Genomic DNA, 12,065 nt, shown 5'->3' on the forward strand with positions numbered 1-12,065 from the left:
ACCCACATTCGGACATCGACCTGCTGATCCTGCTGGGTGCGGCCGAGCACGAACAGTACCGCGACGCGATCGAGCGTTTTCTCACCTTGCTGTGGGACATCGGCCTTGAAGTGGGTCAGAGCGTGCGCACCGTCGACGAGTGCGCCGAACAGGCCCGCGACCTCACGGTCATCACCAACCTGATGGAAAGCCGCACCATCGCCGGCCCCGAAGCCCTGCGCCAGCGCATGCTCGAAGTCACCAGCACCGTGCACATGTGGCCCAGCAAAGACTTCTTCCTGGCCAAGCGCGCCGAACTCAAGGCCCGCCACCACAAGTACAACGACACCGAGTACAACCTCGAGCCGAATGTGAAGGGTTCGCCCGGTGGCCTGCGCGACATCCAGACGGTGCTGTGGGTGGCTCGCCGCCAGTACGGCACCCTGAACCTGCACGCACTGGCCGGCGAAGGCTTCTTGCTGGAGAGCGAGAACGAACTGCTGGCCTCGTCCCAGGACTTTTTGTGGAAGGTGCGCTACGCCCTGCACATGCTGGCCGGGCGTGCCGAGGACCGCCTGCTGTTCGACCACCAGCGCAGCATTGCTGCGCTGCTTGGCTACAGCGACGACAACCCCAAGCGGGCCATCGAGCAGTTCATGCAGCAGTACTACCGGGTGGTGATGAGCATCAGCCAGTTGTGCGACCTGATCATCCAGCATTTCGAGGAAGTCATCCTCGCCGACGATGACAGCGGCACTACCCAACCCCTCAACGCACGCTTCCGCCTGCACGACGGCTACATAGAAGCCAGCAAGCCGAACGTGTTCAAGCGCACTCCGTTCGCCATGCTGGAAATCTTCGTGCTGATGGCCCAGCACCCCGAGATCAAGGGAGTGCGCGCCGACACCGTACGCCTGCTGCGCGAGCACCGGCACCTGATCGACGACACCTTCCGCACCGATATTCGCAACACCAGCCTGTTCATCGAGCTGTTCAAGTGCGAAATCGGCATCCACCGCAACCTGCGGCGGATGAACCGCTACGGCATCCTTGGCCGTTACCTGCCGGAATTCGGCCTGATCGTCGGGCAGATGCAACACGACCTGTTCCACATCTATACGGTCGATGCGCACACCCTCAACCTCATCAAGCACCTGCGCAAGCTGCAATACACGCCGGTGTCCGAGAAATTCCCGCTGGCCAGCAAGCTGATGGGCCGCCTGCCCAAGCCCGAGCTGATCTATCTGGCCGGGCTGTACCACGACATCGGCAAGGGTCGCCAGGGCGACCACTCGGAAATCGGCGCGGTGGATGCGCAGAAATTCTGCGAACGCCACCAGTTGCCGGCCTGGGACAGCCGGCTGATCGTGTGGCTGGTGCAGAACCACCTGGTGATGTCCACCACCGCCCAGCGCAAAGATTTGTCCGACCCGCAGGTGATCAACGACTTTGCCCTGCACGTGGGCGACGAGACGCGCCTGGACTACCTGTATGTACTGACCGTGGCCGACATCAACGCCACCAACCCCAGCCTGTGGAACTCGTGGCGGGCCAGCCTGCTGCGCCAGCTGTACTCCGAGACCAAGCGTGCGCTGCGCCGGGGCCTGGAAAACCCGCTGGATCGCGAAGAACAAATCCGCCAGACGCAGTCCGCAGCGCTGGACATCCTGGTACGCGAAGGCACCGACCCGGACGATGTCGAGCAGCTGTGGTCGCAGCTTGGCGATGACTACTTCCTCAAGCACAATGCCGGCGATGTGGCCTGGCACACCGACGCGATCCTGCAGCAACCTGCCGATGGCGGGCCGCTGGTGCTGATCAAGGAAACCACCCAGCGCGAGTTCGAGGGTGGCACGCAGATTTTCATCTACGCCCCCGACCAGCACGACTTCTTCGCTGTGACGGTGGCGGCCATGTCGCAGCTGAACCTGAACATCCATGACGCGCGGATCATCACCTCGAGCAGCCAGTTCACCCTCGACACCTACATCGTGCTGGACAACGATGGCGGCTCGATCGGTGACAACCCGCAGCGGGTCAGGCAGATTCGCGACGGCCTGACCGAAGCGCTGCGCAACCCCGAGGACTACCCGACCATCATCCAGCGCCGGGTGCCGCGCCAGCTCAAGCACTTCAACTTCCCGCCGCAGGTGACCATCCTCAACGATGCCCAGCGCCCGGTGACTATCCTCGAGATCACCGCGCCCGACCGTCCCGGCCTGCTGGCCCGGCTGGGGCGGATCTTCCTGGAGTTTGACCTGTCGCTGCAGAACGCCAAGATCGCTACCCTCGGCGAGCGGGTCGAAGACGTGTTCTTCATCACCGATGCCGACAACCAGCCGTTGTCCGACCCACAACTGTGCAGCCGCCTGCAGGAAGCCATCGTCCAGCAGCTGCAGGCCGGCCAGACCAGTGATGCCAGCCCTACCCGCGTGAATTTTTAACGACTAGACGATTGACGAGACCTTGCGCCGATGAACCATGCATTGACCCAGCTTCAGCCCTACCCGTTCGAGAAGCTCCGCGCCCTGCTGGGCAGTGTTGTGCCTGCGGCGGACAAACGCGCCATCGCCCTGTCGATCGGTGAGCCGAAGCACGAATCGCCGGCGTTCGTCGCCCAGGCCATGGCCGACAACCTCGACAAGCTGGCGGTGTACCCCAGCACCCTCGGCCTGCCCGCCCTGCGCCAGGCCATCGGCCAGTGGTGCGAGCGGCGCTTTGGCGTACCGGCTGGCTGGCTGCACGCCGACAGCAATATCCTGCCGGTCAACGGCACCCGTGAAGCGCTGTTCGCCTTCACCCAGGCCGTGGTCAACCGCGCCGATGATGGCCTGGTCATCAGCCCCAACCCGTTCTACCAGATCTACGAAGGTGCAGCGCTGCTGGCCGGTGCCACCCCGCACTACCTGCCGTGCCTGGAAGACAACGGCTTCAACCCCGACTTCGACGCCGTACCCGCCGACGTCTGGAAGCGCTGCCAGATCCTGTTCCTGTGCTCGCCAGGCAACCCCACCGGCGCGCTGGTGCCAATGGATACCCTGAAGCAGCTGATTGCCCTGGCTGACGAACACGACTTCGTGATTGCCGCCGACGAGTGCTACAGCGAGCTGTACTTCGACGAAGACGCCCCGCCACCGGGCCTGTTGAGCGCCTGCGCCGAGCTGGGCCGCAGCGACTTCAAGCGTTGCGTGGTGTTCCACAGCCTGTCCAAGCGCTCCAACCTGCCAGGTTTGCGCTCGGGCTTCGTCGCCGGCGACGCCTCGATCATCAAGCCGTTCCTGCTGTACCGCACCTACCACGGCTGCGCCATGCCGGTGCAAACCCAGCTGGCCAGCATCGCCGCCTGGCAGGACGAGGCGCACGTGCGCGAGAACCGCGACCAGTACCGCGCCAAGTACGATGCCGTGCTGGATATCCTGCAACCGGTAATGGACGTACAGCGCCCGGACGGCAGCTTCTACTTGTGGGCCAAGGTGCCGGGCTGTGATGCCGATTTCACCCGCGACCTGTTCGAGGCCCAGCATGTCACGGTAGTGCCGGGTTCGTACCTGTCGCGTGAAGTGGACGGCGTGAACCCGGGTGCAGGACGTGTGCGGATGGCCCTGGTCGCACCGCTGGCCGAGTGCATCGAGGCGGCGGAGCGGATTCGCGCGTTCCTGCAGAACCGCTGATTCAACAAGGGCTGCATAGTTCTTGAGGACTGCGCAGTACCCTGTGCCAGCCAGTCAAGATTGCCGGGGCCGCTTTGCGGCCCCTACGCTCTACCTGACTGACCCCAGGTTCGCCTCACTCATATCCAGCTCACCCAGCACCTGCCGCACCACTTCATCCCCAACCTCGTGCTGGCGATGCAGGTTGTACAGCTCCAACCGCTGCGCCCTCAGTGCCCGCAAGCGCAACTTACGCTCCAGCAGATCCATCTGCTCGGCGAGCGCCTTGGCTTCGGCACTGTCGTTGTAGCTGTCCAGTTCATCCCGGTATTCAGCCATCAAGCGTGCCTTCAGCTCGGTCGCCAGGGTCGCCTGCGCAGCATCCTGCGGGGCATTGGCGTCAATCACATCCTCTGCCTCCAGCGCATGGATCGCCGCCTCGGCGGTGCGCCGCCAGGCTTCCTGCACTTCTTTCTGCAAGCGCTCGTCCGGGCTCTGGGTCACCCCACGCAGCAGGATCGGCAGCGCGATGCAGGCACTGATCAGCGACAGCAGGATTACCCCGGCCGCGATGAAGATCAGCAAGTCACGTTCAGGGAAAGCGTTGCCCGCCCCTATCAACAACGGGATCGACATCACACCGGCCAGAGTGACCGCACCGCGTACCCCGCCCAGGGTCAGCAACCAGCACGAGCGTGCCGTCGGCATCAGCACCAGTGCCGGCTTGCCGCGCCAGCGACGGACCACACCAATGGCGCGCCAGATGCTCTGCACCCAGATGAACCGGAGCAGGATCAGCGCAGCGAAGATCGCCACCACGTCCAGGCTGCGATAGGCCAGTGTCGGCCAGAGGGTCGCTTCATGGCTGACCACGGCCTTGATGATGTCCGGCAGTTGCAGGCCCAGCAACAGGAAGATCAGGCCGTTGAAGGCAAACTCCAGCAGCGACCAGACGCTGCGGTTGAGCAGCCGGGTGCTGGTCTGCCGTGGCAGCAGGTCGAGCCAGCTCTGCATCATGCCGGCCGCTACCGCCGAGAGGATGCCCGACACGCCCAGGCGCTCGGCCAGCACGTAGGCGGCAAACGGCAACAGCAGCATGAACACCACGTGGGTGGCCGGGTCGTCCCAGCCACGGGTGATCATCCACATGCGCAGACGGCCGATCAGCCAGCTCAGGGCCACGCCCACAGCCAGGCCGCCCAGCGCCACGAGGACGAAGCTGAAGCTGGCGTCGGCCAGCGAGAACGCCCCGGTAATCGCCGCCGCCAGGGCAAACTTGAAAGTCACCAGGCCCGTGGCGTCGTTCATCAAGGCCTCGCCCTGCAGCATATGCATCAGCGGGGTGGGCAGGCGGTCCTGGGCAATGGCCGAAACCGCCACGGCATCGGTCGGCGACAGCACGGCGGCAAGGGCGAAGGCCACCGGCAGCGGAATGCTCGGCAGCAGCCAGTGAATGAAGTAGCCGGCCCCGACCACGGTGAACAACACCAGGCCAACGGCCAGCGCCACCACCGGACCGCGGATGCGCCACAACTCACGTTTGGGAATGCGCCAGCCGTCGGCGAACAGCAGCGGTGGCAAGAACAGGAACAGGAACAATTCGGGGTCCAGGGCTACGTGCAGGCCCAGTGTCGGCCATGCGAGCAAGGCGCCGGCGGCGATCTGCACCAATGGCAACGGCAGCGGAATCATGCGGCCGACCAGCTTCGACAGGCTGACCAGCGTCAGCAGGATCAGGACGGTGTAGGCAGACTGCATCCGGGAAGGCTTCCTTTGTGAACCAGAATCGACAACAGGGCGAAACATCGCCATTGGAACAATATGTTAGCGGGGACTGGGGATAGGGGACCGCTGCACGATAGTCGCAGGTGTTGGATGAATGTGTAACATGATGATACTTCGGTTGGGTAATTGGGCAGGGTCGGGCTGTATTGCCCATGGGTGTATGCCTTGAGGTGTGCAGCGCCTGTGAGATCGAGCGCCGCCCGCGCGGCGCATCGCCGGCAAGCCAGCTCCCACATCTGTTTCGGGCCAATCATACCTGTGGCATTGGCGCGCGCCCCCTTGTCTGCTTCCTTCACTATCGAAGGTTGCGCTGCTGCTTTGCTGCAACCTCCAGGCATGCACCCAGGGCGCGAGTGCGGAGGATGCAGGAGTGCTTGGCCCGAAACAGATGTGGGAGCTGGCTTGCCGGCGATGCGCCGCGCGGGCGGCGCTGGATCTCCGACATACTGCAAGACTCAAGGCAAGCACACCCGTGGCGCTCACTGTTTCGTTCCCGCATAATCCCGCGACTGAAATCGAAAAATGGAGAAATTGGGGCAACCTGTATCCCCAATGCACACAATGACCTACACGCTCTACGGCATCAAAGCCTGCGATACCATGAAAAAAGCGCGCACCTGGCTCGAAGACCAGGCCATCGCCTACGAATTCCATGACTACAAAGCCCAAGGCATCGACCGTGACAGCCTGAACCGCTGGTGCGACGAACACGGCTGGGAAATCATCCTCAACCGTGCAGGCACCACCTTCCGCAAGCTGGACGACGCCAGCAAAGCCGACCTCGACCAGGCCAAGGCCGTCGAGTTGATGCTGGCCCAGCCGTCGATGATCAAGCGCCCGGTGCTCGACCTTGGCGCGCGTACCCTGGTCGGCTTCAAGCCCGACCTGTACGCCGCTGCCCTGGCCTGAGCCCCTACCCTATTTCGCACGAGGTAATCACATGTCCAATACCCTGTTCAGCCTGGCCTTCGGTGTCGGCTCCCAGAACCGCCAGGGCACCTGGCTGGAAGTATTCTACGCACAACCACTGCTCAACCCGAGCGCCGAGCTGGTTGCCGCAGTAGCCCCTGTTCTTGGTTATGAAGGCGGCAATCAGGCCATCGCCTTCACCAATGGCCAGGCCGCGCAGCTGGCCGAAGCCCTGAAGGGCGTGGACGCCACCCAGGCCGCCCTGCTGACCCGCCTGGCCGAGAGCCACAAGCCGCTGGTCGCCACCCTGCTGGCCGAAGACGCCGCGCTCAGCTCCACCCCTGAGGCCTACCTCAAGCTGCACCTGCTGTCGCACCGCCTGGTCAAGCCGCACGGTGTGAGCCTGGCCGGTATCTTCCCGCTGCTGCCGAACGTGGCCTGGACCAACCAGGGCGCGGTCGACCTGGCCGAACTGGCCGAACTGCAACTGGAAGCGCGCCTGAAGGGCGAGCTGCTGGAAGTGTTCTCGGTGGACAAGTTCCCGAAGATGACCGACTACGTGGTCCCGGCCGGCGTGCGCATCGCCGACACCGCCCGTGTGCGCCTGGGCGCCTACATTGGCGAAGGCACCACCATCATGCACGAAGGCTTCGTCAACTTTAACGCTGGCACCGAAGGCCCGGGCATGATCGAAGGCCGCGTTTCCGCTGGCGTGTTCGTCGGCAAGGGCTCGGACCTGGGCGGCGGCTGCTCGACCATGGGCACCCTGTCCGGTGGCGGCAACATCGTCATCAAGGTGGGCGAAGGCTGCCTGATCGGCGCCAATGCCGGCATCGGTATCCCGCTGGGCGACCGCAACACCGTCGAAGCCGGCCTGTACATCACTGCCGGCACCAAGGTGAACCTGCTGGACGAGAACAACGAGCTGGTCAAAGTGGTCAAGGCGCGCGACCTGGCCGGCCAGACCGACCTGCTGTTCCGCCGAAACTCGCTGAACGGCGCGGTCGAGTGCAAGACTCACAAGTCGGCCATCGAGCTGAACGAGGCACTGCACGCCCACAACTGAGTCGTTGGGGATGTTAAGATCGGGTCTGGCACAACGCCAGACCCGTTTTTCATTCCAGGCCCCGCTAACATGTTCCAGCCCTCCCCCTGGCGTGCCGATTTTCCCGCCATCGCCGCCCTGCAACGGCAGCACCAGACCTACCTGGACAGCGCCGCCACCACCCAGAAGCCGCAGCCCCTGCTCGACGCCCTCAGCCATTACTACGGCCATGGCGCGGCGAACGTGCACCGTGCCCAGCATTTGCCCGGCGCACTGGCCACCCAGGCCTTCGAAACCAGCCGCGACAAGGTCGCCGCCTGGCTCAATGCGCCTGACTCACAGCAGATCGTGTTCACTCACGGCGCCACCTCGGCCTTGAACCTGCTGGCCTACGGCCTGGAGCACCGCTTCGAGGCCGGCGACGAAATTGCCGTCAGCGCCCTGGAACACCATGCCAACCTGCTGCCCTGGCAACAGCTGGCGCACCGGCGCAACCTGCGCCTGGTGGTACTGCCGCTGGATATCCACGGCCGCATCGACCTGGACCAGGCGCTGCAGCTGATCGGCCCGCGCACCCGGGTGCTCGCTATCAGCCAGCTGTCCAACGTGCTGGGTACCTGGCAGCCGTTGCCGGCGCTGCTGGCCCATGCCCGCGCCCAGGGGGCGCTGACCGTGGTCGACGGCGCCCAGGGTGTGGTGCATGGCCGCCATGACGTTCAGCAACTGGGCTGTGATTTCTATGTGTTCTCCAGCCACAAGCTGTATGGCCCGGACGGCGTCGGCGTACTGTATGGCCGCAGCCAGGCGCTGGCGATGCTGCGTCATTGGCAGTTCGGCGGCGAAATGGTGCAACTGGCCGAGTACCAGAGCGCCAGTTTTCGCCCGGCGCCGCTGGGGTTCGAGGCAGGGACCCCGCCGATCGCCGGGGTGATTGGCCTGGGCGCGACCCTGGACTACCTGGCCAGCCTTGATGCCCAGGCAGTCGAAGCCCATGAAACCAGCCTGCACCAGCACCTGCTGCGCGGCCTGGCCGATCGCGAGGGCGTGCGGGTAATCGGCGCCCCGCAGGCGGCCTTGGCCAGCTTCGTCATAGACGGTGTGCACAATGCCGACATCGCCCACATGCTCACCGAACAGGGCATTGCCGTGCGTGCCGGCCACCATTGCGCCATGCCGCTGCTACAAGGCTTGGGGCTGGAAGGTGCGATCCGCGTATCGCTGGGCTTGTACAGCGACAGCGATGACCTGCAGCGTTTCTTCGCCGCGCTCGATCAAGGCCTGGAGCTGTTGCGATGAGGCTGCCTGAAGACGCACGCCAGGCGCTGGAGGCTTTTGCCCAAGGCAAGGGCTGGGAACAGCGCGCGCGGCTGCTGATGCAGTGGGGCGAGCGCCTGCAACCGCTGGCTGACGCCGAAAAAACCGAGGCCAACCGGGTGCATGGCTGCGAAAGCCTGGTATGGCTGGTGGCCGAGCAGGTCGAGGGGCTGTGGCGGTTCAAGGCCAGCAGCGATGCCCGCTTGTTGCGCGGGCTGCTGGCCTTGCTGTTGGTGCGGGTGCAGGGGATGACCAGTGCAGAACTGGCCGGGCTCGATCTGCGCGGGTGGTTCACCGAGCTGGGGCTTGAGCGCCAGCTGTCGCCATCGCGTAGCAATGGGCTGCATGCGGTGTTGCAGCGGATGGCGGAGTTGGCGTCTGACCATTGAATCGGCGCTGGCTTCTTCGCGACGGTTCGACGCCTCGATGAACCCGCGAAGAAGCAGCGCGGTTTATTCAGGCTTTACTCGCTCCACAGGCCGCCGCGCCCCGGCGACCAGCTTCTCGACAGCCTTGCTCGCCGCCACCATGCCAAAGGTCGCGGTCACCATCATCACTGCGCCAAAGCCACCTGAACAGTCCAGCCGCACACCCTCGCCAACGAAGCTCTTCTGCAGGCAAACGCTGCCATCGCCCTTGGGATAGCGCAACTGTTCGCTGGAAAATACGCACGGTACGCCGTAGTTGCGGCTGACATTACGCGAAAAATTGTAGTCGCGACGCAGCGTTGAGCGAACACGTGAGGCCAGCGGGTCGTTGAAGGTCTTGTTCAGGTCGGCGATCTGGATCTGCGTCGGGTCGATCTGCCCGCCAGCGCCACCGGTGGTGACGATGGCGATCTTGCGCCGCCGGCACCAGGCAATCAGCGCGGCCTTGGCCATGACGCTGTCGATGCAGTCGATCACGCAGTCAAGGTTCTCGGTGATGTATTCGACCATGGTGTCGCGGGTGACGAAGTCGGCCACCGCATGCACCGTGCACGCCGGGTTGATCCCCCGCAGGCGCTCGGCCATGACCTCGACCTTGGGCCGCCCCACCTGCCCCTCCAGGGCATGGGCCTGGCGGTTGGTATTACTGACGCAGACATCGTCCAGGTCGAACAGGGTGATTTCGCCCACGCCACTGCGGGCCAGCGCTTCGGCCACCCAAGAGCCTACCCCGCCAATCCCGACCACGGCCACGTGGGCCTGGCCCAGGCGTTGCAGCCCTTGGTCGCCATACAGCCGGGCAACGCCGGCGAAGCGTGGATCTTCTGTGCTCATGTTCATACCCCAAAAAACCGGCGCGCATTATATGCCAGCCGGCCGCTGGCCTGCATCGTTAGGAAAGAGCCTACCAACCCTGCTTTAATGTCCTATCACTTCGACAGATATGGACGACAATGTCTTCACGTAAATTCGGCCTGAACCTGGTCGTGGTCCTGGCCATTGCCGCGCTGTTCACCGGGTTCTGGGCGCTGATCAACCGCCCGGTATCCGCCCCTGCCTGGCCAGAGCAGATCTCTGGCTTCTCGTATTCGCCATTCCGCCTGGGTGAAAGCCCGCAGAAGGGCCAATACCCCAATGACGACGAGATGCGCCAGGACCTGGAGCAGTTGAGCAAGCTGACCGACAGCGTGCGTATCTACACCGTGGAGGGGACACAGGCGGATATCCCACGGCTGGCCGAAGAATTCGGCCTGCGGGTAACCCTGGGCATCTGGATCAGCCCGGACCTGGAGCGCAACGAACGCGAAATCGCCACGGCCATCGAGTTGGCCAATACCTCGCGCAGCGTGGTGCGGGTGGTGGTGGGCAACGAGGCGCTGTTCCGTGAAGAGGTGACACCGGAAAACCTGATCAAATACCTGGACCGGGTGCGCGCAGCCGTCAAGGTACCGGTGACCACCAGTGAGCAGTGGCACATCTGGAAGGAAAACCCCGAACTGGCCAAGCACGTCGACCTGATCGCCGCGCACATCCTGCCCTACTGGGAATTCGTGCCGATGAAAGACTCGGTCGAGTTCGTCCTCGACCGGGCGCGAGAGCTGAAGCACCAGTTCCCGCGCAAGCCCCTGCTGCTGTCGGAAGTCGGCTGGCCGAGCAACGGCCGCATGCGTGGTGGCGCCGATGCCACCCAGGCCGACCAGGCCATCTACCTGCGCACCCTGGTCAACACCCTCAACCGCCGCGGCTACAACTACTTCGTCATCGAAGCCTATGACCAGCCGTGGAAGGCCAGCGACGAGGGTTCGGTAGGCGCCTACTGGGGCGTGTACAACGCCGAGCGCCAGCAGAAATTCAATTTCGACGGCCCGGTGGTGGCAATCCCGCAGTGGCGTGCCCTGGCGGTAGCCTCGGTGGTGCTGGCGATGATTGCGCTGATGGTGCTGTTCATCGACGGTTCGGCCCTGCGCCAGCGTGGTCGCACCTTCCTGACCTTCATCACCTTCCTGTGCGGGTCGGTGCTGGTGTGGATTGCCTACGACTACAGCCAGCAATACAGCACCTGGTTCAGCCTGACTGTGGGTGTGCTGCTGGCCCTGGGCGCGCTGGGGGTATTCATCGTTCTGCTCACCGAGGCCCACGAACTGGCCGAGGCGGTGTGGACCCACAAGCGACGTCGTGAGTTCCTGCCCGTGCAGGCCGACAGCGCCTACCGCCCCAAGGTATCGGTGCATGTGCCGTGCTACAACGAACCGCCTGAGATGGTCAAGCAGACCCTCGATGCCCTGGCCGCGCTGGACTACCCCGATTACGAAGTGCTGGTGATCGACAACAACACCAAGGACCCGGCCGTGTGGGAGCCGCTCAAGGCCCACTGCGAGAAGCTCGGCGAGCGCTTCAAGTTCTTCCATGTCGCGCCTTTGGCGGGCTTCAAGGGCGGCGCACTGAACTACCTGATCCCGCATACCTCCAAGGATGCCGAAGTGATTGCGGTGATCGACTCGGACTACTGCGTCGATCGCAACTGGCTCAAGCACATGGTGCCGCACTTCGCCGACCCGAAAATTGCCGTGGTGCAGTCGCCGCAGGACTACCGCGACCAGCACGAGAGCGCCTTCAAGAAGCTGTGCTACAGCGAGTACAAAGGCTTCTTCCACATTGGCATGGTCACCCGCAACGACCGTGACGCGATCATCCAGCATGGCACCATGACCATGACCCGGCGTAGCGTGCTGGAAGAGCTGGGCTGGGCCGAATGGTGCATCTGCGAGGACGCCGAGCTGGGCCTGCGGGTGTTCGAGAAGGGCCTGTCGGCTGCCTACGCCCATAACAGCTATGGCAAGGGCCTGATGCCCGACACCTTCATCGACTTCAAGAAGCAGCGCTTCCGCTGGGCCTACGGCGCCATCCAGATCATCAAGCACCACGCCAGCGCCCTGCTGCGCGGCAAGGGCAGCG

At 64.1% G+C, this 12,065-nt stretch carries 9 protein-coding genes; 7 read left to right on the forward strand and 2 right to left on the reverse strand.

Annotation, left to right across the window (positions count from 1 at the left end):
• Both HP546_RS17370 and dapC read left to right on the forward strand, forming a co-directional pair.
• Positions 1-2,423: [protein-PII] uridylyltransferase (locus HP546_RS17370; protein ID WP_172227746.1), on the forward strand; the 2,423-nt coding region annotated here is incomplete at its 5' end.
• Positions 2,424-2,453: 30 nt separating this feature from the next.
• Positions 2,454-3,650 (forward strand): succinyldiaminopimelate transaminase, encoded by a 1,197-nt coding sequence (gene dapC / locus HP546_RS17375; RefSeq protein ID WP_172227748.1) that lies wholly within the window; start codon positions 2,454-2,456, stop codon positions 3,648-3,650.
• A 90-nt stretch (positions 3,651-3,740) separates the two neighbouring features.
• Here dapC and HP546_RS17380 read toward each other — a convergent pair whose 3' ends face one another.
• On the reverse strand, positions 3,741-5,387 hold the full coding sequence (locus HP546_RS17380; protein WP_172227750.1) for a Na+/H+ antiporter: 1,647 nt from the start codon (positions 5,385-5,387) through the stop codon (positions 3,741-3,743).
• Positions 5,388-5,975: 588 nt separating this feature from the next.
• Between HP546_RS17380 and HP546_RS17385 the strand changes: the two genes are divergently transcribed.
• From HP546_RS17385 to HP546_RS17400, 4 genes are all read left to right on the forward strand, one after another.
• Entirely contained in the window at positions 5,976-6,323 is a 348-nt protein-coding gene (locus tag HP546_RS17385) for an ArsC family reductase (protein ID WP_172227752.1), read from the forward strand.
• Positions 6,324-6,354: 31 nt separating this feature from the next.
• On the forward strand, positions 6,355-7,389 hold the full coding sequence (dapD, locus tag HP546_RS17390) for a 2,3,4,5-tetrahydropyridine-2,6-dicarboxylate N-succinyltransferase (protein ID WP_172227754.1): 1,035 nt from the start codon (positions 6,355-6,357) through the stop codon (positions 7,387-7,389).
• A gap of 69 nt (positions 7,390-7,458) precedes the next feature.
• Entirely contained in the window at positions 7,459-8,664 is a 1,206-nt protein-coding gene (locus HP546_RS17395) for a cysteine desulfurase (RefSeq protein ID WP_172227756.1), read from the forward strand.
• The gene (locus tag HP546_RS17400; RefSeq protein ID WP_172227758.1) at positions 8,661-9,071 is read left to right on the forward strand and encodes a SufE family protein; all 411 of its coding nucleotides are present in this window, start codon (positions 8,661-8,663) and stop codon (positions 9,069-9,071) included. Before HP546_RS17395 ends, HP546_RS17400 begins: the two co-directional genes overlap by 4 nt.
• Positions 9,072-9,134: 63 nt before the next feature.
• On the opposite strand, the gene tcdA is transcribed toward HP546_RS17400, so the two are convergent.
• On the reverse strand, positions 9,135-9,944 hold the full coding sequence (gene tcdA / locus HP546_RS17405) for a tRNA cyclic N6-threonylcarbamoyladenosine(37) synthase TcdA (RefSeq protein ID WP_172227760.1): 810 nt from the start codon (positions 9,942-9,944) through the stop codon (positions 9,135-9,137).
• Between the two features lie 119 nt (positions 9,945-10,063).
• On the opposite strand from tcdA, the gene HP546_RS17410 reads away from it, so the two are divergent.
• On the forward strand, positions 10,064-12,065 hold a 2,002-nt coding region (locus HP546_RS17410), incomplete at its 3' end, for a glycosyltransferase (protein ID WP_172227762.1).

Origin of the sequence: Pseudomonas sp. CM25 (assembly GCF_013179705.1) — a bacterium.
GTDB lineage: Bacteria > Pseudomonadota > Gammaproteobacteria > Pseudomonadales > Pseudomonadaceae > Aquipseudomonas.

What these genes read in the sequence shown, in the direction of transcription:
- dapC (WP_172227748.1), top strand. Translation starts at nt 2,454, where the DNA reads ATGAACCATGCATTGACCCAGCTTCAGCCCTACCCGTTCGAGAAGCTC.
- HP546_RS17380 (WP_172227750.1), bottom strand. Translation starts at nt 5,387, where the DNA reads ATGCAGTCTGCCTACACCGTCCTGATCCTGCTGACGCTGGTCAGCCTG.
- HP546_RS17385 (WP_172227752.1), top strand. Translation starts at nt 5,976, where the DNA reads ATGACCTACACGCTCTACGGCATCAAAGCCTGCGATACCATGAAAAAA.
- dapD (WP_172227754.1), top strand. Translation starts at nt 6,355, where the DNA reads ATGTCCAATACCCTGTTCAGCCTGGCCTTCGGTGTCGGCTCCCAGAAC.
- HP546_RS17395 (WP_172227756.1), top strand. Translation starts at nt 7,459, where the DNA reads ATGTTCCAGCCCTCCCCCTGGCGTGCCGATTTTCCCGCCATCGCCGCC.
- HP546_RS17400 (WP_172227758.1), top strand. Translation starts at nt 8,661, where the DNA reads ATGAGGCTGCCTGAAGACGCACGCCAGGCGCTGGAGGCTTTTGCCCAA.
- tcdA (WP_172227760.1), bottom strand. Translation starts at nt 9,944, where the DNA reads ATGAGCACAGAAGATCCACGCTTCGCCGGCGTTGCCCGGCTGTATGGC.